Here is a 26,353-nt window from a genome sequence, read left to right on the forward strand (position 1 = left end):
GCGCGCGACCGTGTTAGGTTGCGGCGCAAATGGAGGCTGCCATGACCGCATGCATCGTCGGCTGGGCGCATTCGCGCTTCGGCAAGCTCGAAGGCGAAACGCTGGAGGGCCTGATCACCAAGGTCGCCGTCGAGGCGCTCGACCATGCCGGCATCGGCCCGGACGATGTCGACGAGATCGTACTCGGCCATTTCAACGCCGGCTTCTCGCCTCAGGATTTCACCGCCAGCCTGGTTCTGCAGGCCGACGACCGGTTGCGTTTCAAGCCGGCGACGCGCGTCGAGAATGCCTGCGCCACCGGTTCGGCGGCGGTTAGGCAAGGCATCCGCGCCATCGACGCCAACGCCGCCCGCATCGTGCTGGTGGTCGGCGCCGAGCAGATGACGACGACGCCCGGTCCCGAAATCGGCAAGAACCTGCTCAAGGCCTCCTACCTGCCGGAAGATGGCGACACGCCGGCGGGCTTTGCCGGCGTCTTCGGCAAGATCGCCCAGGCCTATTTCCAGCGCTACGGCGACCAATCGGACGCGCTGGCGATGATCGCCGCCAAGAACCACAAGAACGGCGTCGACAATCCCTATGCGCAGATGCGCAAGGATTTCGGCTATGAGTTCTGCCGCCAGGAAAGCGAGAAGAACCCGTTCGTCGCCGGGCCGCTGAAGCGCACCGATTGCTCGCTGGTCTCGGATGGCGCGGCAGCGCTCGTTCTCACCGACACCGCGACCGCGCTGAAGATGCGCCGCGCCGTCGCCTTCCGCGCCAATGAGCATGTCCAGGACTTCCTGCCGATGTCGAAGCGCGACATCCTCGCCTTCGAGGGCTGCGAGCACGCCTGGAACCAGGCGCTGAAGAACGCCGGCGTCACGCTCGACGACCTTTCCTTCGTCGAGACGCATGACTGCTTCACCATCGCCGAACTGATCGAATATGAGGCGATGGGCCTGGCCAAGCCCGGCGAGGGCGCGAAACTGGCGCTGGACGGCACGACGGCCAAGGACGGCCGCCTGCCGGTCAATCCGTCCGGCGGCCTCAAGGCCAAGGGCCACCCGATCGGCGCCACCGGCGTGTCGATGCATGTGCTCACCGCCATGCAACTGGCCGGCGAGGCTGGCGGGATCCAGGTGCCGGGCGCGAAGCTCGGCGGCATCTTCAACATGGGTGGCGCGGCGGTCGCCAACTACGTTTCCATTCTCGACCGGATCAGATAGAAGCAGCCCGCGTTCAAGCGGCGCTCCCCTGGGCGCCGGTGCGGGAGGCAACATGGCAAACCCGGTTCTGGTCGAAGTCACGCGTGGTTCCGTGGTCGAAAGCTGGCACCGCGGTGCGGTTTCGGTCTTCGACGCCGACGGCAAGGCCGTCTGGGAGATCGGCGATACGGAGCGCCCGGTGTTCCCGCGCTCCGCAGTGAAGGCAATACAGGCATTGCCGCTGGTCGAATCGGGCGCCGCCGACGCCTATGGCTTCGGCGACCGCGAACTGGCGCTGGCCTGCGCTTCGCATTCGGGCGAGCCGGTCCATGTCGAACTGGCAAAGGCGATGCTGGCAAAGGCTGGCCTCGACGGGACGGCACTGGAATGCGGCGCGCATTGGCCCTCGAGCCATGACGCAACTATCGCGCTCGCCCGCGCCGGTGGCGTGCCGAATGCCCTGCACAACAACTGCTCCGGCAAGCATTCCGGCTTCCTCTGCACTTGCGTCCACTCAGGCATCGCCCATGGCGGCTACGTCAAGGCGGGCCATGCGCTGCAGGAAATGGTGCGTGATGCGATGCAATCCGTGACCGGAGCCGTGCATGACGTCGACCATTGCGGCACCGACGGCTGCTCGATCCCTACCTATGCCGTGCCGTTGAAGAGCTTCGCGCGGGGCTTTGCCCGCATGGCGACAGGCAGGGGCTTTTCGCCCGAGCGCGCCAGGGCGGCGAAGCGGTTGATTTCGGCCTGCATGGCCGAGCCGTTCCTCGTCGCCGGCACCGGCAAGGCCGATGTCGCGCTGATGCAGGCAGCACCGGGCAGGATCTTCGTCAAGACCGGCGCCGAGGGCGTCTATTGCGCGGCATTGCCCGAACTTGGCCTGGGCATCGCCTTGAAATGCGATGACGGCGCCGGCAGGGCGGCGGAGGTGATGATTGCCGCAGTGTTGGCAAAGCTGCTGCGCGGCGATGATGCGCTTGCGGCAAAGCTCGCCGAACTCGCCCGTCCCGCAGTCGAAAGTCGCGTCGGCGCCAAGGTCGGCTCGTTGCGGCCGACGGCGGCGCTCAACTAGCGCCGACTTTACCGGCGTGCATATCCCGCGCGGATGAGCCCAATACGAAAATTATGTGCTAGCTTCCTCCCTATCAAACGGGACGGCGCGGGCTGACCATGCTGGAAGCGGACAAGGTGTTTGCCGGGTCGATCCCGGAAAATTACGATCGCCATATGGTGCCGCTGATTTTCGAAGCCTATGCCGAGGAGACCGCACGGCGGGCGGCTTCCTTCGCGCCATTGGCCGTTCTGGAGACTGCCGCTGGCACCGGAGCCGTCACTCGCGCGCTGGCGCCAAAACTCGCTTCTGACGCTACTTATATCGTGACCGACCTCAACCAGCCGATGCTCGATTATGCGGCTTCGCGCCAGGGGCCCGACAGCCGCATCGCATGGCGCCAGGCGGATGCCTTGAAGCTGCCTTTCGAGGATGCGGCGTTCGACATCGTCTGCTGTCAATTCGGCGCGATGTTCTTTCCCGACCGCGTCGCCGCCTATCGCGAGGCAAGGCGGGTCTTGAAATCCGGCGGGCATTTCCTCTTCAGTGTCTGGGATCGCATCGAGGAGAACATATTTGCCGATGACGTGACGAATGCCCTGGCCAGGATTTTTCCGCACGATCCGCCGCGCTTCCTGGCGCGCACGCCGCACGGCTACCACGACAAGGCGCTGATCCGCACCGATCTGGAGGCTGCCGGCTTCTCCGGTGTGACGATCGATACCATAGCCAAGCAGAGCCGTGCATCCTCGCCGCGCGTTCCGGCAGTGGCCTATTGTCAGGGCACCCTGCTACGCAACGAGATCGAGGCGCGCGAACCGGGGCGATTGGCGTCAGCGACCGATTACGCCGAAGCCGCGATCGCCGACAGGCACGGCCGTGGCGAAATTGCCGCCAAGATCCAGGCCCACATCATCGTGGCCTCGGTCTAGCTCACCTTGTTACGCTCGACAGTGAGATGCGCGTAGCCGGTATCGGTCGACTGGGAAAGGTCCCCGGTCACCGGATCGGCCCAGCGCTGGCCAATGATGGCGCCGTTCTGCGTGCCGTCGATGACGTTGTCCGAGATGACCGCGGTGCCGGAACCTTCGACGACGGATACGACGATGCCGGTGCCGGCCTTGCGGATGACATTGCCGGTCGCCACGACATTGCGCAGGTAAGGCCCCCAGCCGAGCTGCATGCCGTAGAGCGGCGCGTTCTCGACGACATTGCCGGAGACGGTCGTGTCGGCCTCGGCGCTGATGCCGACGCCGAAGCCGGGCGGGTCCGCGGTGTACGGGCCGGTGGTCGAGAGGTTGCGGACGATGTTGTTCGAGCAGACCGCCATGCGGCCGCCTTCGTTGAAATTGACGATCGAGATGCCGTTGGCGGCGCCGTCGACGAGATTGTTGCTGAGGATCGCGCCTTCGAAGGAGAATTCCGAATAGATCCCCGTCTCGCCCGAGCGCGAGCAGGTGTTGCCGGTGATCTGGAGATTGGTGGCGCTATTGGCGCGGATCGCGGTGAAGGCGCAGTCGGAGACGACATTGCCCGATATGATGACATTGCCGGCGCGGAAGGCGTTGATTCCATTTCCGTTCTGGCCGGTGCCGCCGCTTCTTGCGCCGATGCGCTGGACGCGGTTGCCGCTGACGATCGTGCCGTCCTCCGCCGCCTGCCAGCGATGCACCAGGATGCCGCCATTGGCGCAGTCGGATACGGTGTTGCCGGAAATCTCCAGCCCGCCGGCCTCGACCGAATAGATGCCGGCATCGGCGGCGCCCGAAATATCGGAGCGGACGACACGGCCGACGGCATGCTCCAGCGCCAACCCGTTCTTGCCGCTGCCCGTGACCTGGCAATTGTCGATGACGAGATGGGCGACGCGGCGCAGGTCGAGCAGCCCTTGCGTGTAGTCGGCCAGCCAGCGATTGCTGCCGTCAAATACCAGGCCGCTCAGCTCGATATGCTCGGCCTGTTCGGCCATCATCAGATGACCGTTGCCGCCATAGACGATCCGCGTCGCGCCGGGCACGCCCGACAGGCGCGTGCGGGCCGGCAGCCTCAGGTTCGAGACGAGATAGGTGCCGGGCGGCAGGAAGATTGGCGCGTCGCGGTCGCTGGCCTCGGCAAGCATCTTGGCGAATGCCTTGCTCTGGTCGTCGACCGCGCCGGGCTGCACGCCGATCTCGGTCGCGTTGATCGAGCCGCGCATCGCGGCCATCTCGATGCCCGGCAGCGCCTTTGCCGATGCCTTGCCGGCGAAGGCGCCGGCGACGGCGAGGCCGGCGGTCCGGGCAAGCAGCATTCGTCTGTTCAACATCGGCACAGGTCCTGGCATTTCCCCATGCATGTCGCAGGAATCGTGCCAGGGTTGCCTCATCGGCAAATCGCTTGTGCAGTCGCCTCGCCAAGCCTAAGTTCATCGCATGAGCAGAGCTTTCACCCGCGAAGAAGACAGCGAAAACGCCATTGCCGGCGTCGGCGAGCGGCCGATCAGCACGCACCGCAACCTGGTGACGGAGCGTGGCCTGGCGATGATCGAGGACAATCTGGCCGACCTGCGCGACGCGCTGGCCAGGGCCGAGAGGAAAGGCGACCGCGAGCGCATCGCGGTGGTTTCCCGCGACCTGCGCTACTGGACCGCGCGGCGCGAGAATGCGGAGCTTTCTGTGCCGGAGCCCGGCAGCGACGTGGTCCGCTTCGGCATGGGCGTCACGCTGGAAGGCGACGACGGCAAGAAGGTGCATTGGCGCATCGTCGGCGAGGACGAGGCCGAGCCGTCGAAGGGCAGCATTTCCCATGTCTCGCCAATGGCCGTGGCCCTGTTCGGCAAGAAGGTCGGCGAGGTCGTCACCGTCAACGGGAAAGAATGGGAAATCGTCAAGCTCTCGGACAAGGCCGAGAGCTAACCGCTAGCCAACGCAGCAAGCTTCCGTAGCTCAGCTTCGTATTTATCCGTGACAAAGCGAGCGGCGTTCATTTGCCGTTCGTGGTTGTCGTGTCGGACTGGCCTTGGGAGGCCATCGTCGGTTTCAATGATCTGGAACTCATCGCCAACTTGAAGATTCAAGCTGTCGAGCATCTCGCGCATGGATGATTGTCTTAGACATCATCGCGTCCTGGTTGTGTCGATTGCCATCGAACAACCCTTCAGGCAAATCGGCAAGAGCCTCACCGATCGCCTAGCAATCGGTCCATCAGCCGGTTCGCCGCTTCCGGAATGACGGTTCCCGGCGGGAAGATCTCCGCCGCGCCTGCGGCCAGCACGGCGTCGTAGTCCTGAGGCGGGATGACGCCGCCGGCGACGATCAGCATGTCGGGATGGCCGAGCTTCTTCAGCGCTTCCTTGAGTTCCGGGATCAGCGTCAGATGGCCGGCCGCCAGCGAAGAAGCGCCGACGATGTCGACGTCGTGCCGCACCGCCAGCTTCGCGATCTCGTCCGGCGTCTGGAACATCGGTCCGACGGTGACGTCGAAGCCGAGATCGGCAAAGGCGCTGGCGATCACCTTCTGGCCGCGATCATGGCCGTCCTGACCCATCTTGGCGACCAGGATGCGCGGCTTTGCGCCGGATTTCTTCTCGAACGCCTCGATCTTCTTCTGCAACCGCTCAAGCGCCGGATTGTCGCCGAGCGCATCGCGATAGACGCCCGAGATCGTCTGCACCGCCGCCGTGTGGCGGCCGAATACCTTTTCCAGCGCCAGCGAAATCTCACCGACCGTGGCATTGGCGCGCGCGGCGCGGATCGCGAATTCGAGCAGGTTCTCGTCGCCCTCGGCCGCGCGGGTAAGCGTCGCCAGCGCATCTTCCAGGGCCGCCACGTCCCGCGTACCCTTCAATCGCTGCAGTTTGGCCAACTGCCTGGCCTTCACCTCGGCATTGTCGATCTTCAGCACATCGACTTCGATATCCGTCTGCGGGCGGTGCGCGTTGACGCCGACCAGAATCTGCTCGCCGGAATCGATGCGCGCCTGGGTGCGCGCGGCCGCTTCCTCGATGCGCAACTTCGGGATGCCCTTCTCGATCGCCGCCGCCATGCCGCCGAGGCTCTCGACTTCTTCGATATGGGCGAGCGCGCGCGCCGCCAGATCGTGCGTCAGCCGCTCGACATAGGCCGAGCCGCCCCACGGATCGATCATGCGCGTGGTGCCGGATTCCTTCTGCAGGATGAGCTGCGTGTTGCGCGCGATCCGCGCCGAGTGATCCGTCGGCAGCGCCATCGCCTCGTCGAAGGAATTGGTGTGCAGCGACTGGGTATGCCCCTGCGTCGCCGCCATCGCCTCGATCATCGTGCGGGTGATGTTGTTGTAGGGGTCCTGCGCCGTCAGCGACCAGCCTGACGTCTGGCAATGGGTGCGCAGTGACAGCGAGCGCTCGTCCTTCGGCGCGAAATTCTTCTTCATCAGGCTCGACCACAGAAGTCGCGCGGCCCTGAGCTTGGCGACCTCCATGAAGAAGTTCATGCCGATCGCCCAGAAGAAGGAGAGGCGCGGCGCGAAGCGGTCGATGTCGAGGCCCCCCGCGACGCCGGCGCGCGCATATTCAATACCGTCGGCGATCGTGTAGGCAAGCTCCAGATCGGCCGTCGCGCCGGCTTCCTGCATGTGGTAGCCGGAGATCGAGATCGAGTTGAACTTCGGCATATGTCTGGAGGTATAGGCGAAGATGTCCGACACGATCCGCATCGAAGGCTTCGGCGGATAAATGTAGGTGTTGCGGACCATGAACTCCTTCAGGATGTCGTTCTGGATGGTCCCGGCGAGATCCTTCTGGGCGACGCCCTGTTCCTCCGCCGCCACGATATACAGCGCCATGATCGGCAGCACCGCGCCGTTCATCGTCATCGACACCGTCATCTCGTTCAGCGGAATGCCGTCGAACAACTGCCGCATGTCGAGGATGGAATCGATCGCCACGCCTGCCATGCCGACATCCCCGGCGACGCGTGGGTGGTCGCTGTCATAGCCGCGGTGCGTGGCGAGGTCGAAGGCGACCGACAGGCCCTTCTGGCCGGCAGCGAGGTTGCGCCGGTAGAAGGCGTTGGATTCCTCCGCCGTCGAGAAGCCGGCATATTGCCGAATAGTCCACGGCTGCTGGACATACATGGTGGGGTAGGGGCCGCGCACGAAAGGCGGCATGCCCGGATAGGTGTCGAGATTGGCGATCCCCTTGAGGTCGCTCTGCGCGTAGAGGTGTTTGACGGCGATGCCTTCCGGCGTCATCCGCTGGCCTTTGATCTCGATTGGCGCGCGGCGCGGCGCCGACCAGCCGATCTGGCTGAAATCCGGAATCATGATCCGGCTCCGATCGACTGGTCGATGCGCGCGGCAAACAGCGGCTCGCAAGTCGCAACGCCTTCGGTCAGGGCCGGGCCCCGCTCCTGGGGCAGCGTCTCGACCGGCCGCTCGTTCGGCGCGCGATAGAGCGTGGTGCCGACGATGCCTCGCTCCCCCGACCGATAGGCCGCGTTGCGCTCGGCGGCGGCCGTCCGCACTCGGTTCTGGATATAGCCCCGCTGCAGGCTGGCGAGCACGCCGCCCTCGGCTTCGATGCGCTGGAATTCCTCCCAGGCCGCGGCGCAAAGATCGTCAGTCAAGGCTTCGACCGCCCCCGAGCCGCTGGCGGGGTCGGCGACATAGCCGAGATGGCTCTCCTCGGCCATGATCAACTGGGCGTTGCGGGCGACGCGACGGGCGAAACCGGCCGGCAGACCATGCGCGATCGTGTGCGGCAGTATCGAGATCGAATCGGCGCCGCCGGCCGCCGCCGCGAAGCCCGCGATCGCGGTGCGCAGGATATTGGTCTCCGGGTCGGCCATCGTCATCATGCGATAGGACGTCTCTGCGTGGACGCTGGCGGTCGAGGCCGGGATCGAGCAGGCCTCCTGGATGCGCGCCCAGAGCTTGCGCAACGCCCGCACCTTGGCCATCGACAGGAACTGGTCCTGGTCGACGCTCAGCGCGAAGCCGATATGGGGTGCTGCGTAAATGAGTGGCTGGCGCGCCTTCTCGAACATCCTCAGATAGGACACGACGGAGGCCATCATCGTGCCGAGCTCCTGCGCCTCCGTGGCGCCGGCATTGTGGAAGACGCGGCCGTCGGCCTCCAGCAGCACGCCCGGCACGCCCATCGAGAAGAAATGCGCCAGCGACTGCGGCATCGATTCCTGCAGCGCCTCGATCGAGGTGCGCAGCCGACCAGTTCCGGCGAAGATAGCCGCCGGGTCGATGCCGAAGGAAAGATTGAGCTTGGTCGGATCGGAGCGGCGCCGGCTCAGGAAAGCGAGCAGCCAGTCGGCCACGGCGCGGCTCCAGGGATGCGCGTCGATGCGCACCTGCACGCGGTTGAGCGGTACGCCGTCGAGCACGGCCTCCAGCGCCTCCGCGGTGCGCGGCAGGCCATAGCCGAAGGCGTTCGGCGCGCCCTCGAAGACGAGCGAAAGTCCTGTCGCGCCCTGGGCGATGTCCTCCAGCGCTTGCGCGCTGGCCCGCGCGACGTCCGGGTCGTCGATGCGCTGGCTGACGATCCAGGGCGCCGTGGGATTTGCGCGCGGCAGTGGCTCGGCGGTCGTCGAGCGCTGGCTGAGCGGCTCGATGCGGATGCCGTCATCCGTGTGCGAGACGAGCTTTTCCTCGAACGAACCGCCGGCAAGCGCCTTTTCCACCAGCGCCTGCCAACGCTTGGCATCCGGGTTCGGAAGGTCGACATCCCTGGTCAAGGCGCCGGCGCCCATCGCTCTCCTCGCTTCTCAGCCGCATCGGCCGGTCCAGCCAATCTAAGGTCGGGAACCGTATATCACAATGCACCATCCGGCCGGGTTCTCTCGCGGCCGCCTAACCGATTGCCAAACATGGGCAAAATCCGCAAGCGCCAAAGGCCAGATTCGAAATCGCGCAAACCCGACACGGGCCATTGCCGCATGCTGCCTGCGTTACTATACCTCGAGTGAGGCCTTTGTACGGAAACAGATTGCGGAGACCATATGGCTGACGACACCAGCATCTTCATTGGCGCCAGCCGCAAGCCCGACGATTCCTATCAGCGCGCGGAAGAGCTGCTGCTGCGCTATGGCAATCGCCACGGCCTCGTCACAGGCGCCACGGGCACCGGCAAGACGGTCAGCCTGCAGATCCTGGCGGAGGGCTTCTCGAATGCCGGCGTGCCGGTCTTCTGCGCCGACATCAAGGGCGACCTGGCCGGCATATCGATGATGGGCGAGGCCAAGGATTTCCTGGTCAAGCGCGCCCGAGAAGTAAAGCTTGATCCCTACCAGTTCCAGGAGTTCCCGGTCATCTTCTGGGATCTGTTCGGCGAGCAGGGTCATCCGATTCGCGCCACCGTTTCGGAGATGGGGCCGCTGCTTCTGTCGCGGCTCATGAACCTCACCGAGGCGCAGGAAGGCGTCATGAACATCGCCTTCCGCATCGCCGACGAGGAAGGCCTGCTTCTGCTCGATCTGAAGGACCTGCAAGCGCTGCTCGTCAACATCGCGGAGCGAGCCGACGAGCTCAGCGCCCGCTACGGCAACGTCACGAAACCTTCCGTCGGCGCCATCCAGCGCACGCTCCTGGTGCTGGAAGGGCAGGGTGCCGCGAACTTCTTCGGCGAGCCGGCGCTGCGTATCGCCGATCTGATGCGCACCACGCGCGATGGCCGCGGCGCGATCAGCGTCTTGGCCGCCGACAAACTGATGATGAATCCGAGGCTTTACGCCACCTTCCTGCTCTGGCTGATGTCGGAGCTGTTCGAGGAACTGCCCGAGGTGGGCGATCTCGACCGGCCGAAGCTGGTCTTCTTCTTCGACGAGGCGCATCTTTTGTTCGAGGACGCGCCGAAAGTCCTGATCGACCGCGTCGAGCAGGTTGTGCGGCTGATCCGTTCCAAGGGCGTCGGCGTCTATTTCGTCACGCAGAACCCGCTCGATATCCCGGAAAAGGTGTTGGCCCAACTCGGCAACCGCGTCCAGCACGCGCTGCGCGCCTATACGCCGCGCGAGCAGCAGGCTGTGCGGACGGCCGCCGAGACATTCAGGCCCAACCCCGATTTCGACTGCGCCACCGCGATCACCCAACTCGCCACCGGCGAGGCGCTGGTGTCGATGCTGGAAGACAAGGGCGTGCCGGCCATGGTCCAGCGCACGCTGATCCGGCCGCCATGCTCGCGGCTCGGGCCGATCACCGCGGACGAGCGTCGCAGGATCGTCGCCGAGAGCCCGGTCGCTGGTCAGTACGATCAGCTCGTCGACCGCGAATCGGCCTTCGAGATGCTGCAGAAGAGGGCCAAGGAAGCACAGGACGCGCAGGCGCAGGCAAAGCAGGAAAACAGCGGCGGCTCACGCTGGACCATTCCGGGCTTCGACGATGCCTCGGGAACAGGCAATCGGCGGCCTTCCAACCGTCAGACCGTCACGGAAGCCGCCATCAAGTCGGTGGTGCGCTCGGTCGGCTCCTCCGTCGGCCGCGCCATCGTGCGCGGCATCCTGGGGAGTCTCACCCGGGGGCGGTGAAGGACGTCAGGCGACCCCTTGGCGTGTCACAACGGAATGAGCGGCGCGACCTCGCGGTCTGAGGGCCGGTCGCTCGATGAGAGGCCAGCCACGACACCGGCACGATCGGCGGCGTTGCGGTTCTGGCTCATCTTGCGCTTGCCTTCGAGCTTCGTGATCGGCATGCGCAGGCCGACGATACCCTTCAACTGCGACTGGATGAAATCCGCCGGCGCATCCGACACGGCCCAGGGCAAGACACGCTCGCCTTCATGCAGGTTGGTCAGACGGGTCACGACCTCGAGCAGCCTGTCGGCATCCTCGAAGAATTCGATCGGCCCATGGGCGTGGACGGCGACATAGTTCCACGTCGGGACGACCTTGCCGGTTTCCTGCTTGGTCTGATACCAGGCCGGCGTCACATAGGCGTCCGGCCCCATGAACATCGCAAGGCCATCGCCCAGCGGCGGCACGCGCCACTGCGGGTTTGCCTTGGCGACATGGCCGTAGATCACGCCATGCTCGCCCTCGTTTTCGTCGAGCAAAAGCGGCAAAGGCGTCGCCAGCGGGCCTTCCGTCGTGGCGGTGACCAGAATTGCCAGCCGAGCGGCGCGGATTGTGGCCGTGAGGCTTTTCTTATCGTCGTCGCGAAAGGCGGGCGGTGTGTACATGGCAAAACTCCTTGCGCATAAAATGCCTGAAGCCTTGCCAGCTTAGAACATCCGGCGCTGAAAGTTTTGTGTGGTCCAGCGCCATGGCATGCCGATGCGGTTGCCGGGATGATGGATTATCACCGCAGACCGGTTGCGGTGCTGGCTACATCGGCCAAGCACCGCTGACCCGAAGCCCGGGCTCAGAACATCTCGTTGGTGAGCTTCTTTACCGGGCCGAGCAGGATCGAACCCGTCGGCACGCCGTTGTCGATCGGAATGGCCTTGCGCTCCGGCATGTTCTCTTCAGGCGCGCCGATATTGGCCGTCACGATGACCGGGGTCTTCGTGGGCACGCGGTCGTAAAGGTCGATAATGTCCTGGTTGATCAGGCGTACGCAGCCCGAAGACACCGACTTGCCGATCGACCACCATTCGGGCGAACCGTGCAGGCGGTAGAGCGTGTCCTGGGTGCCCTGGAAGAGGTAGAGAGCGCGCGCACCGAGCGGATTCTTCAGACCACCGGGCATGCCGCCATTCTTGGCGCTGTACTGCGTCAGTTCCGGCTGGCGCGCCACCATCTCGTCCGGCGGCGTCCATTTTGGCCATTTCTGCTTCCACTGCACCTTCGCGTCGCCCGACCATTCGAAGCCGGCGCGGCCCAGGCCGACGCCGTAGCGTATCGCCTGGCCGCCCTCACGCACCAGATAGAGGAAATGGCCGGTGGTATCGACGACGATGGTGCCTGGGCGCTGGCCCGTCGGATCGGGCACGATCTGGCGCAGGAATTTGTGATCGATCTTGTTCACCGGAATGGCCGGCAGGTCGAAGCCATTGTCGGACATCGCGCCGTACATCGTCGCGTAGTCGCCAAGCGGCGCTTCGACAGGCGCCTGAGGCGGTGGCGTCTGGATGGGCGCGGGGCCTTGATCGCTGGTCGTGGTGCAGGCGGACACGGCGGCCGAAGCAGCGCCAAGGGCTGTGAAATTGAGGAAGCCACGGCGGCTGATACGGAAGGAAGCGTCTGACATGGTTGCCTTTTCTAGGTCTTAATTCGCAAGAAAACATGAATGCGCGGGCACGGCGGCGCTTGCATAACAGTTGGCCGCGATAGGCGGTTCCAATTCTGGCCTGAGGGTGGACAGAAAAAGGCGAAGCTGTGACCGCGTCACAACTGTTGCGCTGTCGCCACAGAGGGCTCAGACCTCTGCCAACAGCCCTTCGAGCGAGGGCAGGATCAGCCCCGGCGGAAAGTCGCGGTATTCGTCTGGCTGGCTGGTTCGGTTGATCCAGACCGTGCGGAAACCGAATTTGGCGGCCCCTGCTATGTCCCAGCGGTTTGACGACTGGAACGACACCGCGCCTGGATAGAGCCGCCAGCCTGTGACCACCATGTCGTAGACCGACGGGTCGGTCTTGAAGCGTTTGACCTGATCGACCGAAAACACGTCGTCGAGGATCTGGTCGAGCGCCGCGGATTTGACCGCCGCCTCGAGCATTTCGGGCGACCCGTTGGAGAGGATTGCAAGCTTCGCGCCCGATGCCTTGAGCGCCTTCAGCACGGAGGGCACTTCCGGGTAGCAGTCGAGGCGCCAGTATGCCTCCAGCAGCTTCGCCCGCAGCGTCGAATCGGCCGAGGGCACCTTGCGCAACGCAAAATCGAGCGCCTGCTCGGTCAACTGCCAGAAATCGGCGTATGAACCCATCAGTGTCCTGACCCAGGAATATTCGAGCTGCTTGGCGCGCCAGATCTCGGAAAGCAACTGGCCGTCCGGGCCGATCTCGCCGGCATGGCGCCGCACGGCGGCATGCACGTCGAACAACGTGCCGTAGGCGTCGAAGACATAAGCCGCGTGGTGCATGGCAGGAGTTTTGCGGCGCGACGGCGCGCCACGCAAGCGCTGATTGCAGTTAAGTGCCGCTGGCCTCAATGATTTTCGGCCATGTCGGTTGACGCCGGCCGCCAAAGCATCGTCCTATGAAAATCTAAAATCATCGATATGGACAGCGAACATGACACTGGCGCAAGCGGCGCAGACCGCGACTTGGACCTATGTGGACGGCGACTGGTACGAGGGCAATGTCGCGATACTGGGACCGCGCAGCCACGCCATGTGGCTCGGCACCAGCGTCTTCGACGGCGGCCGCTGGTTCGAGGGCGTCGCGCCCGACCTCGATCTTCATTGCGCCCGCGTCAACGCTTCGGCCGCGGCACTTGGCCTGAAGCCCTCGATGACGGCCGCGGACATCGTCGGGCTCACCTGGGACGGCCTGAAGAAATTCGACGGCAAGACGGCGGTCTATATCAGACCGATGTATTGGGCCGAGCATGGCGGCTACATGGGTGTGCCGGCCGATCCGGATTCGACCCGCTTCTGCCTGTGCCTGTATGAATCGCCGATGATCTCGCCGGCCGGCTTCTCGGTCACCGTCTCGCCGTTCCGGCGACCGACGATCGAGACGATGCCGACCAACGCCAAGGCCGGCTGCCTCTATCCCAACAATGGCCGCGCCATCCTCGAGGCCAAGAACCGCGGTTTCGACAATGCCCTGGTGCTCGACATGCTGGGCAATGTCGCCGAGACCGGCACGTCCAACATCTTCCTGGTCAAGGACGGCCATGTGATGACGCCGGCCCCGAACGGCACGTTCCTGTCGGGCATCACCCGTTCGCGTGTCATCAACCTGCTCGGCGACTACGGCTTCAAGGCCACCGAGAAGACGCTGTCGGTGCGCGATTTCCTCGACGCGGACGAGATATTCTCGACCGGAAACCATTCCAAGGTCGTGCCGATCACACGCATCGAGAACCGCGACCTTCAGCCCGGACCCGTGGCGAAAAAGGCGCGCGAACTCTATTGGGACTGGGCGCATTCGACACCCGTCGCCTGAGCCGCGGGAGCGTTTCACCGCTTCGCTGAAACGGCGAACCGCTCCCGCACTTCGATTTTTGCGCAGTTGCGGATCGAAAACCGTTTCGCACTTTTCCAGGAATTGCTCTAAAACTCGCTCGGCGCTCCATTCCGGAGTTGCCCCGACCCATTCCAGACCTATCTTAACCCGGTAGTATCACCGGACTTTTTCCTCGAGGGAGTACAATCCATGGCTTTTGAGTTGCCCGCCTTGCCTTATGACTATGAGGCCTTGCAGCCTTACATGTCGAAGGAGACGCTGGAGTATCACCACGACAAGCACCACAAAGCCTATGTCGACAACGGCAACAAACTGGCCGCCGAGGCTGGAATGGGCGACCTGTCGGTCGAAGAGGTGGTGAAGCAGTCCTTCGGCAAGAATGCCGGCCTCTTCAACAACGCGGCCCAGCACTACAACCACATCCATTTCTGGAAGTGGATGAAGAAGGGCGGCGGCGGCAACAAGCTGCCGGGCGCGCTGCAGAAGGCCGTCGACAGTGATCTCGGCGGCTATGACAAGTTCAAGGCGGACTTCATCGCAGCCGGCACCACTCAGTTCGGCTCCGGCTGGGCCTGGCTTTCGGTCAAGAACGGCAAGCTTGAGATTTCCAAGACCCCGAATGGCGAGAATCCGCTGGTCCACGGCGGCTCGCCGGTCCTCGGCGTCGACGTTTGGGAGCACTCCTATTACATCGACTACCGCAATGCGCGGCCGAAGTACCTCGAAGCATTCGTCGACAGCCTGATCAACTGGGACTATGTCCTGGAACTCTACGAGAAGGCAAAAGGCTGAGCGATTTCGATGAAAAGCCCCGCACGTCGGGGCTTTTCTTTATCTGCCAACTCGGGAGATTCAACGCCAGGGCGAAATCGTGACGGCAGCGGGGAATATTCGCATCCTTAGGTCCGTTAACGTTTGGTCGTCTCACAAAGGAGCCAATTGAATGAGAAAGCTTGTCCTCGCCATCTCCATGCTAGCTCTTGCCGGTTCGGCAGCCTTTGCCGACCCGATCCAGGATCGCCAGGCCCTGATGAAAGAGCGCGGCATGCTTGCCGGCCAGTTGTCGAAGGTCGTCAAGGGCGAGGAGGATTTTGATGCTGCCGCCGTGCTGACGACGCTCAAGGCCCTGCAGGCCAATGCCGAGAAGTTCGACGCCGACAAGCTCTTCCCCGCCGGCAGCGACAAGGGCGACACCACCGCCGCGCCGAAGATCTGGGAAGACATGGCCGGCTTCAAGGCCGCCGAGGACAAGTTCCTGGCCGACGCCAAGGAAGCGGTCGCCTCGCCGCCGGGCGATGTCGACGGTTTGAAGGCACAGCTCAACACTCTTGGCGGCGATTGCGGCGCCTGTCACCAGAGCTACAGAATCAAGAAAGGCTGATCGTCGGCCATGGCCTGGCTGAAGAAGCTTGTCGGTGCCGTCATCGTGCTGGGCGGCGCCGGCGCGGTCGTCGGCTGGGCCCTGTCGGCGCCGGTCAGGCTTGACGCCGGGGCCTTGGCCCAGCTCGGCCCCGGCGACGCCGCCAGGGGCAAGCGCATCTTCTATGCCGGCGGCTGTACCTCCTGCCATTCCAGGCCTGGCGCCGAGGGCGACGCCCGGCTGCAACTGGCCGGTGGGCTGGAGCTCAAGACGCCGTTCGGCACCTTCGTGACACCCAACATCTCCCAGGATCCGAAGGACGGCATCGGCGCCTGGAGCGAGGAGGACCTCGCCAACGCCATGCTCAGAGGGGTTTCGCCCTCTGGGGAGCATCTCTATCCGGCCTTTCCCTATGCATCCTACTCACGCATGAAGCCGGCCGACATCGCCGACCTCTATGCTTTCATGAAGACGCTGCCGGCGGTTGCCGGCAAGGCGCCGGATCACAAGCTTTCCTTCCCCTTCAGCATCCGCCGCGGCATCGGCCTGTGGAAGCTGCTCTATCTCAGTGCCGAACCGGTGATAGCTTTGCCGGACGACGCGCCGGACAAGGTTCTGGCCGGCCGCTACCTTGTCGAGGGTCCCGGCCATTGCGGCGAATGCCACACGCCGCGAGATTTCGCCGGCGGTATCAAGAAAGGCGAATGGCTGGCGGGGGCAGTCGCAGCCGAAGGCTCGGGCGTCGTGCCCAACATCACCCCCGACGGCAAAAGCATCAAGGACTGGTCCGAGGCTGACATCGCCAACTATCTCGAGACCGGCTTCACGCCCGATTTCGATTCCGTCGGCGGCTCCATGGTCGAAGTGCAGCGAAATATGGCGCAACTGACAGCCGACGACCGCGCTGCGATCGCCGCCTATCTAAAGGCTGTCCCGCCGCATCCCAACGGCTATCCGGCGCGCAAGCCTGCGAACTGACCTCGCTTGCGCTGGCTCGCATCCGGTTACAGGTGGCGATCGCCCAGGAAATCGAAGCCGTCTTCGAAGAAGTGGTTGTAGTTGCAGGTCAGTTCTTCGCCTGGCGCGATGTCGCGCAGCGCGTAGGTCTCCTCGGGCGAGGAGACGTCGCAGTTCGGATCGTCGTGATGGTTCATATAGCGTGCGTCGTCGGCCTCGAAGACGATAAAGCGCGGATCCTGCCGGTCCGGATAGGAATAGCGGTCGAGATAGGACTTCACCGGGCCGATCTGGGCCTCGTAGGTCTCGACCGGGATCCGGCGGTCGAACCGCGGGTCGAGCCTCCAGACCAGAGTGCCCTTGGCGATGTGGTTCCTGGCGAAGACGCCGATGCCCTGAATGGCGGATTTGTCGAGATACGTGTCGACGAGCAGCATGAGGATCCTTGCGAGTGAATGGTCGCGGCCGGGAGGAGCCGTTTTGAAAAAGGGCGGCATTGGGTAACGCGCGCCCTTGCCGATTGCGAGCGGAAAATCAGGTCCTGCCGGTCACTTTCAGGGCATAGGCATAGATGTAGGCGATCTCCTCCAACCGCGAGAAGCGGCCCGACGCACCGGCATGGCCGGAATCCATGTTGATCTTGAACAGGACCGGGCTGCCGCCCGCCTTGCGATCTCGCAACCGGGCCACCCATTTGGCCGGCTCCCAATAGGTGACGCGCGGATCCGTGAGACCAGCCAGCGCCAGGATCGGCGGGTAGTCGAGCGCCGCGACATTGTCGTAGGGCGAATAGGCGGCGATCGTCTTGTAGTCGTTGGCGGACGCGATCGGGTTGCCCCATTCCGGCCATTCCGGCGGCGTCAGCGGCAGGCTGGCGTCGAGCATGGTGGTGAGCACGTCCACAAACGGCACCTCGGCGACGATGCCGCCGAAATCTTCCGGCGCCATGTTGGCGATCGCCCCCATCAGCATGCCGCCGGCGGAGCCGCCTTGCGCGACGATGCGATCATGGCGCGTGTAGCGCTCGGCTACGAGATGGCGGGCACAGGCGATGAAATCGGTGAAGGTGTTCATCTTCTTCGCCCGCTTGCCGTCTTCGTACCAGCCGTAGCCCTTGTCCTTGCCGCCGCGCACATGCGCGATGGCGTAAACGAAGCCGCGGTCGACCAGCGACAGGCAGTTGGTGTTGAAGGCGGAAGGGACGGTGATGCCGTAGGAGCCGTAGCCGTAGAGCAGGCAGGGGGCCGAGCCGTCCAGCGGCGTATCGCGATGGAAAAGCAGGGAGATCGGCACCAACTCGCCATCGGCGGTGGGAGCCATCAGCCGGCGCGTGACATAGTGTTCCGGATCGTGACCGGAGGGCACTTCCTGCGTCTTCAAGAGCACGCGTTCGCGGCTGCGCATGTTGTAGTCGAACACCTGCGCCGGCGTCGTCATCGACGAATAGGTGAAGCGCATCGTCTCGGTGTCGTATTCGTAGGAGCCGGAGAGGCCGAGCGAAAAGGCCTCCTCGTCGAAGGAGATGAAATGCTCTTCGCCGCTGGCGCGTTCGCGCACGACGATGCGCGGCAAGCCGTCCTTGCGCTCCAGCCTGACCATATGATGCTTGAATCCGAGGACCGAGAGAATCAGCCTGCCGGGCTCATGCGGCACCAGTTCCTGCCAGTTGGCGCGCACCGGGTTGTCTACCGGCGCGGTCATGATCTTGAAGTCCTTGGCGCCATCGGCGTTGGTGAGGATGAAGAAGATGTCGCCGCCTTCTTCCAGGTCGTATTGCAGCCCGGCCTCCCGCACCGCCACCAGCCTGGGAGTCGCGGATGGATCATTGGCGGGCAGCAGCCGGTATTCGGATGTCTCGTGATCGTTGATGCCGATCATGATCCAGTCGTTGGCGCGCGTGCCGCTGACGTCCATGAAGAAGCCGGGATCGGTCTCCTCATAGATCAGCCGGTCGTTCTCGGGTCTGTCGCCGAGCGCGTGGAAGAATACCTTCGACGGGCGATGGTTGTCGTCGAGGCGGGTGTAGAAGAAACCGTCATCCGAGGCGTTCCACACTCCCCCGCCGCCCGTGTCGGGGATCAGGTCGGCAAGGTCGGCGCCGCCGGCGAGGTCGCGCACGCGCAGCGTAAAGAATTCCGAGCCCTTGTCGTCGAAAGCCCAGATAAGCTTCTTGTGGTCCCCCGAATGATCGACGCCGCCGAGCCGGAAATAGGCCTTGCCCTCGGCTTCCGCGTCGCCGTCGAGCAGGATCTCTTCGGCGCCGCCATCACGCGGCATGCGAAAATAGCGCGGCTGCTGGCCGCCGAGCTTGAATGACGAGCCATAGGCATAGGGGCCGTCCTTCATGGGCACGGTCGAATCGTCCTCCTTGATGCGCGCCTTCATCTCGGCGAACAACTGGCCGCGCAGGTCCGCGGTGCCGGCCATGAGCGTGGCCTGGTAGGCGTTCTCGGCCTCGAGATGGTCGCGGATGCGCCCGTCGAGCAGGGAAGGGTCCCGGAACACGGCCTGCCAGTTTTCGGCCCGCATCCAGGCATAGTCGTCGCTGCGGGTGACGCCGTGATGCATGTCGGAAACGGGGTGTTTCTCAGGCGCCGGCGGGGTGGCGATCGGAAATGGGGAAATCAAGGCGGAGGTTCTGGTCATTACGTCTCGCTGCGGAATTTGCTTGAATGACGAATGAACACGCCGCTCAGCGGCGGTTCAAGGGGCGCGGTTCAAGGTGGTCTACGGAAACCAAGCTGAAGGGGGAAAGATGAAATCCTGTGTTTCTACCGCAATGGCTGCTGCCGTCATCGCCGCGGCTCTGGCGTCTTCCAATCAGTCTCATGCAACCGTCTTTGCCGCCTGGCAAGTGGCGGGCGTGCCGTTCGGCGATACGCTCAACGCGCGAAAATACCCCTCCGACGTGTCGCAGAAGCAGGCCGCCTATCCGAACGGCGCCGTGCTGCAGATGACCGGCCGCTGCACCGGAGGCGTAAATCTGCTCGATATCGCCCGGCAGCCGCATTGGAAGCAGCGTCAGGCAATCCGCTATCGCTGGTGCGAAATCTGGCACGACCCGGCCCGAAACGGTCATTTCGTCACCGGCTGGGTCTACGGCAAATACATCGCGCCCTATTGACGGATTCTCGTCACTTTGCCTTGTCGGCCCGTCCCGCTGGATTGGCCCTTGCGCTCCGTTGCGCCACAGGATTCATCGTGCTGGCGCAACAGGCATCCAAGCATTGACCAAGCATTGATTGCCACGTTGAATGGCGATTGGATGTCTATCATGTGCATGCCGTAACGTCACGGCATGCTGGTTTGACCAGAAAAATCTCGCGAAGTTGCACGACGCACGAATTTTTGAAGCTGAATCGGCAATATTTGAGGAATATCCGCGAACATAAGTCAATATGCGAATTGACTTACTTGTGATGCGGCGTCATTAAGATGACCCGACGCGAATCGCAGGGCTTTCCTGAATGAAATTCGCGCGATGCCCGATCCCGGAAAAAAAAGGGCGCAGTTTTAGAAACAACTCTCGTTGGGGCCTTAGCACTATGGAAATCGTCGAAACACCTTCGAAAAACGGTGATGCGCTGATCGAGCTGACAGCCGATGTCGTCGCCGCTTATGTCAGCAACAATCCGGTGCCGGTTGGGGAACTGCCGAACCTTATCGCCGACGTTCACGCCGCGTTGGGCCGCGTCGGTGGGGCGCCCGAGCAGCCGTCAGTCGAAAAGCAGAAGCCGGCCGTCAATCCGAAGCGCTCGGTCCATGACGACTACATCGTCTGCCTCGAGGACGGCAAGAAGTTCAAGTCGCTGAAGCGGCACCTGATGACCCATTACAATCTCACGCCGGAAGAGTACCGCGAGAAGTGGGGCCTGGACGCCAACTATCCGATGGTCGCCCCCAATTATGCGGCTGCCCGTTCGCAGCTCGCCAAGAAGATGGGCCTGGGCCGTAAGCGCAAGGGCCGGTGATCGGTCTCAGCTCACAGGCAATTCGACGGCGCCCTTGCGGCGCCGTTTCGCTTTCTTGGTGGGAGCGACATCGGCCGGATCAGGGGCCGGATCAGGCCGTCTGCTTCAACGCAGCTTCCGCGTCGCGCTTGATGCGCTTGACCATGGAGCGCAGCCCATTGGCGCGCTGCGGCGACAGATGCTCGTCGAGGCCGAGCTCCTTCAGTGTCGCCTCGGCATCCGTCTTCTGGATTTCGCTTGCCCGCCGGCCAGAAAACAGCGCCAGCATGATGGCGACCAGACCGCGCACGATGTGGGCGTCGGAATCACCCTGGAAGCTGATGACCGGATCGGCGCCCGCTCCTTGCTCGGTGGTCAACCATACCTGGCTGACGCAGCCGGGCACCTTGTTCGCGGCCGTGCGCTCTGTCTCGGGAAAAGGCGGCAGGCCTTCACCAAGCTCGATCACATAGCGATAGCGGTCCTCCCACTCGTCGAGCAGGGAAAAGTCGTCGCGGATCGTCTGGATCGGGGTGGTCATCGCCCCGCATATAGTGGGCCGGCAACGCCGCGTCACGGAAAAAGAAAGACGCCGCGGGCGTCGAGAGGTCGGACGCGCCCGCGGCGTAGAGCAATTCCAGGAAAAGTGCGAAGCGGTTTTCCGTCCGGAATTGCGCTGAAACTGAATAGGAGCAATTCCAGGAAAAGTGCGAAGCGGTTTTCCGTCCGGAATTGCGCCAGAACTAATAAAGAGCCGCGCGAACGGCTGAAGAAGGTCTCAGTTCTTTGCCATCACCGGAATGTTGACCTTGGCGGGCAGCACGATGTCCTCGGCTACGCTGCCTGTGGTCGTGACGGCGCCGTCATCCGCAACGTTGGTCGCGGGCGCGTCTGCCTTCCCGGACTGCTGGTCGTCGATCATGGCCGCGGCGATCTTGGCCGTTTCCTTGGCGCGAACGCTGATGGTGTACATGGCCGACTTGCCGGTTTCGCAGACATCGGGCTTGCGCTCGCAGAGCCCCGCAATGTCGCCGACCGCCTCGCGCGCCGCAAACAGCGCCTGGATCGGCCCGACGCTCTGCTGGCCGTTCTCGCCTGGGCCGACGCCGAGCGGCAGCGCCAGGAGCACCAGTGAAAACCAGAAAGCCATTCTGATCAGAAAGCCCATCTTACTTGCCTCTCATCCGGGATGGATGTTGCATCCATCCGTGACGGATCATGCATCCATCGGCATGACCTCTTTTATGGGCACGATAATGGCACGATCACGCAAAGGACGGCTTGCATCGAAGCAGCGAATTTGTCTCAAATTTTAGGCAAATTCGAAAGGATCAGTTTTGATATCGACTTGTCTCAAATCCCACTGACCGGATTAACTTTACAATAACCATATATCTAATTGTTATTAAACGATATAATCTGAACTGGCGGTTCGCCGGATCACGGTTCTGCCCATTTTGGCACAGGCCTCGCGGCTAACGCGCCGTTTACCATGGCGGCAACTCGGCCTGCTTTGGGCGGCGCGGCGTCACGATATTTGCCCGGGGCGGGCAGCCGGCTTCGCCAGCCTTATCCATTCCTTAAACGCTGGATGCGAGTTTCAAGCCGATTGATGAGTCACCTGCCAGGCAGGGCGTTTTTGCGACCGGGTACGCGTGCGTTGAGTTCTATTTCAGCCAGATACGTTCAATTGCCTGGCGCGGTTGCCGCCGGTTGCGAACGCATGGTTCACCCGACCGTGACGGGTGAGGCGGAACGCCTGCGCCAGCGCCGCTTCATCGGGGTCATGCTGGCCGCGCCGTTTCTTGCCGCGGGTGCCGCGGTCACGCTAGTCACGTCGAGCCTCGGCGCGGCCGTCACGGTGGCCGCGATCTTCGCCGCCTTCGGTCTGTGCTGGTTCGCCGCTCTTCTGGTGGCGGCCACCGGCCGGATGGCGCTCGCCGCCCGCCTGGCCGTGTTGCTGGGCGGCTTTACCCTTGCGGGCGCCATGGCGGCCGCTGGCGGACTGGCTTCGCCGGTCGCCCTGCTTGCCCTCGCATTTCCGGTTGAAGCCTGGTGGGTGTCAGGGTCGCGGCGCGCCGCGTTGTCTGGCGCCCTGGCGGCGATTGTCGCCATCATTCTGCAGCCCTTCGCCGGTCAGTTCCTGCCGCCCGGCGAAATCGCCGCCTGGCATTGGCTGCTGCCGCTCGCCTGGGCGCTGACGCTGTTGCCGCGTGCCGCCGCTTTCGCCAATCCGGCCCATTTGCGGCCGGCCGAGCCCGCCGGCGATCGTCTCGAGGACGTCATCGACGCCGTTGTGCTGCGCATGGGGCGCCAGGGAGAAGTGCTCGAAGCGTCCGCCAGGGCGCGTTCGATCCTGAAACTCGCGCCGGAGCTCCTGCTCGGAACCGGTCTCTTCGATCGCGTTCATCTTTCCGATCGCGTCGCCTATCTCACCGCCTTGGCCGATATGCGCGAAGGAGCGCCGAAGCGCCGGCTCGAGCTGCGCATCCGCCTTCCGCGCGAGGGTGCCGGCGCCGCCGACAATTTTCGCCCCTTCAGCCTCGACCTGCTGGCCGGCGAGACAGATCGCGACATCTTCACGCTGGTCCTGCGCGAAAACGAAGATGTCGCGGCGCTGCGCGAGGAGCTCGTGCAAGCCAGGGAGGCCGCCGCGGCGGCCGAAGTGGCCAAAGGGCGCTTCCTTGCGGTCGTCAGCCACGAGCTGCGCACGCCACTCAACGCCATCATCGGCTTTTCCGACATGTTGCTGCATGAGATGTTCGGCGCTTTCAAGGATCCGCGCCAAAAGGAATATGTCAGCCTGGTCAGGGATTCCGGCCAGCATCTTCTATCCGTCGTCACCTCGATCCTCGATGTCTCGCGCATCGAGGCGGGCGCCTATGCGACCGAGATGGAACCGTTCCGTTTCGTCGAGGCCGTCGACATGTGCCGCTCAATGATGCGGCCGCTGGCTGACGCCAAGAGCATAGTCCTTGCCACGCAGATCGCGCCTGATGCCGGCGAGATCAATGCCGACCGCCGCGCGGTGCAGCAGATCCTGATCAATCTCGCTTCGAACGCCATCAAGTTCACGCCCGATGGCGGCAGCGTGGTGATAGGCGCCAAGCGCGTCGGTTCGCGCCTGCATTTCTGGGTCAGCGACACCGGCATCGGCATCGCCGAGGAGGATATGGCCAATCTCGGCAAGCCGTTCATGCAGATCCAGAACGACTACACCCGTCGTTTCGAGGGAACCGGGCTAGGCCTGTCGCTGGTCAAGGGCCTTGTGGCGCTGCACGAGGGCACGATGTCGATCGAGAGCGCGCCCGGCGAGGGCACCACGGTGACGATCGGCTTGCCGGTGGCCGGTCCGAGGCGGCGCTCCGGCACGCCTTCAGGCGTGCTGGCCATGCCGGCCAAGCCGAGGGGGGATGCAGATGGGGAGAGAAATGGCTCGCTCCGCAAAACGGCCTAAGGTGGTCGAACCCGAACGCGGCGTCCTCGCCGAGGGCGCGGTTGCCGTCGGTCAGTTGATTGCAAGCAACCCGGTTCTGGTGGGCGGTTCGACCGCCTTCCTGGTGACGCTGTTCTATGTGTCCGCCAACGCGCTCTGGTACCAGCCGTTTCCGCACACTGGCGCCTTCTTCGCCACCCGCAGCGTCGAGAATTTTCCGCACACCGTCTCCCACGAGCCGGAGACCACCATCAACATCGTGCGTCAGCCGCCGGCGCAGCCGGTGGCCAAGCCGGATCCGGTTGTCCAGCAGGTGCAGGGTATCCTGAAAGACCTCAGCTTCTACGACGGCACGGTCGACGGTCTCACCGGGCCCGCCACGCGCAAGGCCATCCAGGCCTATCAGCTGAAAGTCGGGCTGCCGGGCTCGGGCGAGATCGACTCGGCGCTGCTCGACCAGCTTGGCGCTCGCCAAACCACTGCGGCCATTCCGCATCCGGCGCCCCGCCCGGCCGACACGGCAGCCGCACCGCCGTCCGCCAAGCCGTCGGTCATTGCGGTCTCGGCCCCGGCCGATGGCGCCACGCAATCGCCCGACGCCCGCATCGTCAAGATTCAGGCCGGCCTGAAAGCCTTTGGCAATGACGACATGCAGCTCGACGGCAAGGTCGGCGCTCGCACCAGGGCCGCGATCAAGGAATTCCAGGCCCTGTTCGGCCTGCCTGAAACCGGCGAGCCGGACGAAGCTGTCTATGTCAAGATGCGCGAGATCGGCCTGACCAACTGAGAGTCGGCACGGCACGTTTCGGTTCCTTCATCCTTGCTGTAAGAAGCCGCGCATGCCATCCGGAACCCTCCCATGCGCGTGACCACCGATTTCTGGGTCTCGGCCCTTGTCCGCCGCGTCTTCGCCGGCGGCGGCTTTGCCGCTATCGTCAAGCGCGGCGCGACGGAGGCAGGCGCCGTCTTCGTCCTGTCGCGGGGGCGGATGGGGGAGGTGGCCCTCTATGGGCCGGCGCCACAGACGAGCTACGATTCGGCCAAGCCGGACGAGCGTTTCTTCAGCTTGCTCGACGCAGGCGACGATGGCTCGGACGTCTATGCGCGACTGGAGCGGGAGAAGAAATTCGATCCCGACATTTGGGTGGTTGAGATCGAGGCCGGCACCGTTCCCGTCGAAGAGCTTCTTTCCGTGAAGACGCAATAGCCGCGTCAGGATGCCCTGAGGCCGGAGCTCGCCTCGTCTCTGTTCGACGCGTCGCGTTGCTCGTCACCGATCGCCGAGTCGGGGGCCTTGTCGCGGATCGCTCGCGACAGAGTCTCGGCCTTCCAGGCGCGCACCTTGTCGAGCGCCGCGTCCCGGTGCAGCAGCCTGTAGCGGTCGAGGAACAGGCGGATCGCCTGCGGATGCGGGAACTCGCCGGGATAGACCGCGACCGCGATCAGGAAGGCCCTGTCCTCGCTGAGGTCGAGGGCGCGCAGCGCCGCGAGCAAGGCGGTGTAGCTCGACTGCCCAGTCACCGAGCGGGCTGTCGCGAAGTCGATCTCCAATGCGTCGGCCAGGGCGGTCTGGAAGAAGGCCGCATTGCCGGTCAGGGCCGTTTCTCGCAACCTCACATAGGCCGGCTGGCCGAGGAAAGTGTTGACGTCGGCACTTCGGCCGGCCGGGCGCATCATCGAACGCAGGCGGCGCCGCGCGTTCTCCGCTGCCTCGCTGGGCGCGGGACCACCAGTGTCCACCTTGGCATCGGGCTCTGGCCTCGGCGCAAGCCTTGTGAGCGCCTCCGGCGGCCGCACCTTGACCAGCGTCGGCCTTTCCAGCGCGCGGATCAGGTCGGCAATCGTCGGGTTGAGCTCCTTGCGGCGCGCGATGGCGCGCGCATGCGGCAGCCCATGCCGGCCGATCAACGCGATGAGGTCGATGTCGCTCAGTGCGTTGGAGCGGGTAAGCAAGGGGGCCGCGATCTCGACCGGCTCCTCGGCCAGCCGTCTGACCAGTGCGGTTGGCGCATATTCGCATTCGGAAAGGGCAGCGGCGACATAGCGGCGCGATTCGACCGAGACCTCGTCGAACAGCGGCAGCGTCAGGTCCTCGATCTGGGCGATCTCGCGGCGCGATGGGCGCGTCAGCGAGCAGAAGGCCGACACGGCGGCGCGGAATAGCCTTTCGGCCTTTCCCGCTTCGGTCCGGATAGCGATTTGCCTGAAATCCGAAGATGACACGGAGGATACGCCCGACACTCGACACACACCCGAACCCGCGCAATCCGGCCGGACCGGTTTCGCATCTTCGGGAAAACAAACATCAAGTTAGCCGCGATACGTTAGCGCTCCGTTAACCCTCTACGCCTCTTAATCAGCTTTGGAGGCGT

The 26,353-nt window shown here is 64.0% G+C and carries 26 protein-coding genes; 14 read left to right on the forward strand and 12 right to left on the reverse strand.

The window, feature by feature from the left end:
* The first annotated feature begins 41 nt into the window (after positions 1 to 41).
* The 3 genes from ACR64R_RS02540 to ACR64R_RS02550 all read left to right on the forward strand — a co-directional run bounded on the left by ACR64R_RS02540 (position 42) and on the right by ACR64R_RS02550 (position 3,176).
* Entirely contained in the window at positions 42 to 1,208 is a 1,167-nt protein-coding gene (locus ACR64R_RS02540; protein WP_487360126.1) for an acetyl-CoA acetyltransferase, read from the forward strand.
* 52 nt (positions 1,209 to 1,260) lie between these two features.
* On the forward strand, positions 1,261 to 2,265 hold the full coding sequence (locus ACR64R_RS02545) for an asparaginase (protein ID WP_487360127.1): 1,005 nt from the start codon (positions 1,261 to 1,263) through the stop codon (positions 2,263 to 2,265).
* Between the two features lie 98 nt (positions 2,266 to 2,363).
* The gene (locus ACR64R_RS02550) at positions 2,364 to 3,176 is read left to right on the forward strand and encodes a class I SAM-dependent methyltransferase (RefSeq protein ID WP_487360128.1); all 813 of its coding nucleotides are present in this window, start codon (positions 2,364 to 2,366) and stop codon (positions 3,174 to 3,176) included.
* Here ACR64R_RS02550 and ACR64R_RS02555 read toward each other — a convergent pair.
* Positions 3,173 to 4,549, reverse strand: coding sequence for a TIGR03808 family TAT-translocated repetitive protein (locus ACR64R_RS02555; RefSeq protein ID WP_487360129.1), 1,377 nt, complete (start codon positions 4,547 to 4,549; stop codon positions 3,173 to 3,175). The two genes, ACR64R_RS02550 and ACR64R_RS02555, sit on opposite strands and share 4 nt — an antisense overlap.
* Positions 4,550 to 4,655: 106 nt before the next feature.
* Here ACR64R_RS02555 and greA point away from each other — a divergent pair, with 106 nt between their 5' ends.
* Complete coding sequence (gene greA / locus ACR64R_RS02560) at positions 4,656 to 5,138, forward strand: transcription elongation factor GreA (RefSeq protein ID WP_487360130.1); 483 nt, start codon at positions 4,656 to 4,658, stop codon at positions 5,136 to 5,138.
* Here greA and ACR64R_RS02565 read toward each other — a convergent pair.
* The 3 genes from ACR64R_RS02565 to ACR64R_RS02575 all read right to left on the reverse strand — a co-directional run bounded on the left by ACR64R_RS02565 (position 5,135) and on the right by ACR64R_RS02575 (position 8,963).
* Positions 5,135 to 5,320, reverse strand: coding sequence for an AbrB/MazE/SpoVT family DNA-binding domain-containing protein (locus ACR64R_RS02565; protein WP_487360131.1), 186 nt, complete (start codon positions 5,318 to 5,320; stop codon positions 5,135 to 5,137). The genes greA and ACR64R_RS02565 overlap by 4 nt on opposite strands.
* Positions 5,321 to 5,400: 80 nt before the next feature.
* Positions 5,401 to 7,524, reverse strand: coding sequence for a methylmalonyl-CoA mutase (gene scpA / locus ACR64R_RS02570; protein WP_487360132.1), 2,124 nt, complete (start codon positions 7,522 to 7,524; stop codon positions 5,401 to 5,403).
* Positions 7,521 to 8,963 (reverse strand): methylmalonyl-CoA mutase subunit beta, encoded by a 1,443-nt coding sequence (locus ACR64R_RS02575; RefSeq protein ID WP_487360133.1) that lies wholly within the window; start codon positions 8,961 to 8,963, stop codon positions 7,521 to 7,523. Before ACR64R_RS02575 ends, scpA begins: the two co-directional genes overlap by 4 nt.
* A 249-nt stretch (positions 8,964 to 9,212) precedes the next feature.
* On the opposite strand from ACR64R_RS02575, the gene ACR64R_RS02580 reads away from it, so the two are divergent.
* Positions 9,213 to 10,736 (forward strand): helicase HerA-like C-terminal domain-containing protein, encoded by a 1,524-nt coding sequence (locus ACR64R_RS02580; protein WP_487360134.1) that lies wholly within the window; start codon positions 9,213 to 9,215, stop codon positions 10,734 to 10,736.
* A gap of 26 nt (positions 10,737 to 10,762) precedes the next feature.
* Here ACR64R_RS02580 and ACR64R_RS02585 read toward each other — a convergent pair whose 3' ends face one another.
* The 3 genes from ACR64R_RS02585 to ACR64R_RS02595 all read right to left on the reverse strand — a co-directional run bounded on the left by ACR64R_RS02585 (position 10,763) and on the right by ACR64R_RS02595 (position 13,227).
* A complete protein-coding gene (locus ACR64R_RS02585; protein WP_487360135.1) occupies positions 10,763 to 11,386 on the reverse strand; it encodes an FMN-binding negative transcriptional regulator in 624 nt (207 codons plus the stop codon).
* 182 nt (positions 11,387 to 11,568) lie between these two features.
* Entirely contained in the window at positions 11,569 to 12,396 is an 828-nt protein-coding gene (locus tag ACR64R_RS02590; RefSeq protein ID WP_487360136.1) for a L,D-transpeptidase, read from the reverse strand.
* Between the two features lie 168 nt (positions 12,397 to 12,564).
* Complete coding sequence (locus ACR64R_RS02595; RefSeq protein WP_487360137.1) at positions 12,565 to 13,227, reverse strand: haloacid dehalogenase type II; 663 nt, start codon at positions 13,225 to 13,227, stop codon at positions 12,565 to 12,567.
* Between the two features lie 151 nt (positions 13,228 to 13,378).
* Here ACR64R_RS02595 and ACR64R_RS02600 point away from each other — a divergent pair, with 151 nt between their 5' ends.
* From ACR64R_RS02600 to ACR64R_RS02615, 4 genes are all read left to right on the forward strand, one after another.
* The gene (locus ACR64R_RS02600; RefSeq protein ID WP_487360138.1) at positions 13,379 to 14,257 is read left to right on the forward strand and encodes a branched-chain amino acid aminotransferase; all 879 of its coding nucleotides are present in this window, start codon (positions 13,379 to 13,381) and stop codon (positions 14,255 to 14,257) included.
* Between the two features lie 210 nt (positions 14,258 to 14,467).
* Complete coding sequence (locus ACR64R_RS02605) at positions 14,468 to 15,070, forward strand: superoxide dismutase (RefSeq protein WP_487360139.1); 603 nt, start codon at positions 14,468 to 14,470, stop codon at positions 15,068 to 15,070.
* A 151-nt stretch (positions 15,071 to 15,221) separates the two neighbouring features.
* On the forward strand, positions 15,222 to 15,659 hold the full coding sequence (locus ACR64R_RS02610) for a c-type cytochrome (protein WP_487360140.1): 438 nt from the start codon (positions 15,222 to 15,224) through the stop codon (positions 15,657 to 15,659).
* A 9-nt stretch (positions 15,660 to 15,668) separates the two neighbouring features.
* On the forward strand, positions 15,669 to 16,616 hold the full coding sequence (locus ACR64R_RS02615; protein ID WP_487360141.1) for a cytochrome c: 948 nt from the start codon (positions 15,669 to 15,671) through the stop codon (positions 16,614 to 16,616).
* 26 nt (positions 16,617 to 16,642) lie between these two features.
* Here ACR64R_RS02615 and ACR64R_RS02620 read toward each other — a convergent pair whose 3' ends face one another.
* Both ACR64R_RS02620 and ACR64R_RS02625 read right to left on the reverse strand, forming a co-directional pair.
* On the reverse strand, positions 16,643 to 17,032 hold the full coding sequence (locus ACR64R_RS02620) for an SET domain-containing protein (protein WP_487360142.1): 390 nt from the start codon (positions 17,030 to 17,032) through the stop codon (positions 16,643 to 16,645).
* 97 nt (positions 17,033 to 17,129) lie between these two features.
* Positions 17,130 to 19,241, reverse strand: coding sequence for a S9 family peptidase (locus tag ACR64R_RS02625; protein WP_487360143.1), 2,112 nt, complete (start codon positions 19,239 to 19,241; stop codon positions 17,130 to 17,132).
* Positions 19,242 to 19,374: 133 nt separating this feature from the next.
* Here ACR64R_RS02625 and ACR64R_RS02630 point away from each other — a divergent pair, with 133 nt between their 5' ends.
* Positions 19,375 to 19,719 carry an SH3 domain-containing protein gene (locus tag ACR64R_RS02630; protein ID WP_487360144.1) on the forward strand — a complete coding sequence of 115 codons (345 nt, stop codon included), beginning with the start codon at positions 19,375 to 19,377 and terminating at the stop codon, positions 19,717 to 19,719.
* 421 nt (positions 19,720 to 20,140) lie between these two features.
* Entirely contained in the window at positions 20,141 to 20,566 is a 426-nt protein-coding gene (locus tag ACR64R_RS02635; RefSeq protein WP_487360145.1) for a Ros/MucR family transcriptional regulator, read from the forward strand.
* Between the two features lie 91 nt (positions 20,567 to 20,657).
* On the opposite strand, the gene ACR64R_RS02640 is transcribed toward ACR64R_RS02635, so the two are convergent.
* Both ACR64R_RS02640 and ACR64R_RS02645 read right to left on the reverse strand, forming a co-directional pair.
* Positions 20,658 to 21,086 (reverse strand): SufE family protein, encoded by a 429-nt coding sequence (locus ACR64R_RS02640; protein WP_487360146.1) that lies wholly within the window; start codon positions 21,084 to 21,086, stop codon positions 20,658 to 20,660.
* A gap of 237 nt (positions 21,087 to 21,323) precedes the next feature.
* Positions 21,324 to 21,713, reverse strand: coding sequence for a DUF5330 domain-containing protein (locus ACR64R_RS02645; RefSeq protein WP_487360147.1), 390 nt, complete (start codon positions 21,711 to 21,713; stop codon positions 21,324 to 21,326).
* Between the two features lie 555 nt (positions 21,714 to 22,268).
* On the opposite strand from ACR64R_RS02645, the gene ACR64R_RS02650 reads away from it, so the two are divergent.
* The 3 genes from ACR64R_RS02650 to ACR64R_RS02660 all read left to right on the forward strand — a co-directional run bounded on the left by ACR64R_RS02650 (position 22,269) and on the right by ACR64R_RS02660 (position 25,188).
* Complete coding sequence (locus ACR64R_RS02650; protein ID WP_487360148.1) at positions 22,269 to 24,002, forward strand: sensor histidine kinase; 1,734 nt, start codon at positions 22,269 to 22,271, stop codon at positions 24,000 to 24,002.
* Positions 23,977 to 24,768: a peptidoglycan-binding domain-containing protein gene (locus ACR64R_RS02655; protein WP_487360149.1), complete on the forward strand. Its 792-nt coding sequence runs from the start codon at positions 23,977 to 23,979 to the stop codon at positions 24,766 to 24,768. The genes ACR64R_RS02650 and ACR64R_RS02655 overlap by 26 nt, the downstream gene beginning before the upstream one ends.
* A gap of 72 nt (positions 24,769 to 24,840) precedes the next feature.
* Positions 24,841 to 25,188: a DUF1491 family protein gene (locus ACR64R_RS02660; RefSeq protein WP_487360150.1), complete on the forward strand. Its 348-nt coding sequence runs from the start codon at positions 24,841 to 24,843 to the stop codon at positions 25,186 to 25,188.
* 5 nt (positions 25,189 to 25,193) lie between these two features.
* Here the strand turns inward: ACR64R_RS02660 and ACR64R_RS02665 are convergent, their stop codons facing one another.
* Positions 25,194 to 26,204: a DUF2336 domain-containing protein gene (locus ACR64R_RS02665; RefSeq protein ID WP_487360151.1), complete on the reverse strand. Its 1,011-nt coding sequence runs from the start codon at positions 26,202 to 26,204 to the stop codon at positions 25,194 to 25,196.
* Between the last annotated feature and the right edge of the window lie 149 nt (positions 26,205 to 26,353).

This window comes from Mesorhizobium sp. MC2-1-1, assembly GCF_057597255.1.

Coding starts and splice junctions, on each gene's coding strand:
- ACR64R_RS02600 (WP_487360138.1), top strand. CDS start 13,379: ATGACACTGGCGCAAGCGGCGCAGACCGCGACTTGGACCTATGTGGAC.
- ACR64R_RS02650 (WP_487360148.1), top strand. CDS start 22,269: ATGGTTCACCCGACCGTGACGGGTGAGGCGGAACGCCTGCGCCAGCGC.
- ACR64R_RS02610 (WP_487360140.1), top strand. CDS start 15,222: ATGAGAAAGCTTGTCCTCGCCATCTCCATGCTAGCTCTTGCCGGTTCG.
- ACR64R_RS02640 (WP_487360146.1), bottom strand. CDS start 21,086: ATGACCACCCCGATCCAGACGATCCGCGACGACTTTTCCCTGCTCGAC.
- ACR64R_RS02545 (WP_487360127.1), top strand. CDS start 1,261: ATGGCAAACCCGGTTCTGGTCGAAGTCACGCGTGGTTCCGTGGTCGAA.
- ACR64R_RS02550 (WP_487360128.1), top strand. CDS start 2,364: ATGCTGGAAGCGGACAAGGTGTTTGCCGGGTCGATCCCGGAAAATTAC.
- ACR64R_RS02620 (WP_487360142.1), bottom strand. CDS start 17,032: ATGCTGCTCGTCGACACGTATCTCGACAAATCCGCCATTCAGGGCATC.
- ACR64R_RS02655 (WP_487360149.1), top strand. CDS start 23,977: ATGGCTCGCTCCGCAAAACGGCCTAAGGTGGTCGAACCCGAACGCGGC.
- ACR64R_RS02630 (WP_487360144.1), top strand. CDS start 19,375: ATGGCTGCTGCCGTCATCGCCGCGGCTCTGGCGTCTTCCAATCAGTCT.
- ACR64R_RS02645 (WP_487360147.1), bottom strand. CDS start 21,713: ATGGGCTTTCTGATCAGAATGGCTTTCTGGTTTTCACTGGTGCTCCTG.
- scpA (WP_487360132.1), bottom strand. CDS start 7,524: ATGATTCCGGATTTCAGCCAGATCGGCTGGTCGGCGCCGCGCCGCGCG.
- ACR64R_RS02555 (WP_487360129.1), bottom strand. CDS start 4,549: ATGTTGAACAGACGAATGCTGCTTGCCCGGACCGCCGGCCTCGCCGTC.
- ACR64R_RS02605 (WP_487360139.1), top strand. CDS start 14,468: ATGGCTTTTGAGTTGCCCGCCTTGCCTTATGACTATGAGGCCTTGCAG.
- ACR64R_RS02565 (WP_487360131.1), bottom strand. CDS start 5,320: ATGCGCGAGATGCTCGACAGCTTGAATCTTCAAGTTGGCGATGAGTTC.
- ACR64R_RS02595 (WP_487360137.1), bottom strand. CDS start 13,227: ATGCACCACGCGGCTTATGTCTTCGACGCCTACGGCACGTTGTTCGAC.
- ACR64R_RS02580 (WP_487360134.1), top strand. CDS start 9,213: ATGGCTGACGACACCAGCATCTTCATTGGCGCCAGCCGCAAGCCCGAC.
- ACR64R_RS02635 (WP_487360145.1), top strand. CDS start 20,141: ATGGAAATCGTCGAAACACCTTCGAAAAACGGTGATGCGCTGATCGAG.
- ACR64R_RS02660 (WP_487360150.1), top strand. CDS start 24,841: ATGCGCGTGACCACCGATTTCTGGGTCTCGGCCCTTGTCCGCCGCGTC.
- ACR64R_RS02575 (WP_487360133.1), bottom strand. CDS start 8,963: ATGGGCGCCGGCGCCTTGACCAGGGATGTCGACCTTCCGAACCCGGAT.
- ACR64R_RS02625 (WP_487360143.1), bottom strand. CDS start 19,241: ATGACCAGAACCTCCGCCTTGATTTCCCCATTTCCGATCGCCACCCCG.
- ACR64R_RS02590 (WP_487360136.1), bottom strand. CDS start 12,396: ATGTCAGACGCTTCCTTCCGTATCAGCCGCCGTGGCTTCCTCAATTTC.
- ACR64R_RS02540 (WP_487360126.1), top strand. CDS start 42: ATGACCGCATGCATCGTCGGCTGGGCGCATTCGCGCTTCGGCAAGCTC.
- ACR64R_RS02615 (WP_487360141.1), top strand. CDS start 15,669: ATGGCCTGGCTGAAGAAGCTTGTCGGTGCCGTCATCGTGCTGGGCGGC.
- ACR64R_RS02585 (WP_487360135.1), bottom strand. CDS start 11,386: ATGTACACACCGCCCGCCTTTCGCGACGACGATAAGAAAAGCCTCACG.
- greA (WP_487360130.1), top strand. CDS start 4,656: ATGAGCAGAGCTTTCACCCGCGAAGAAGACAGCGAAAACGCCATTGCC.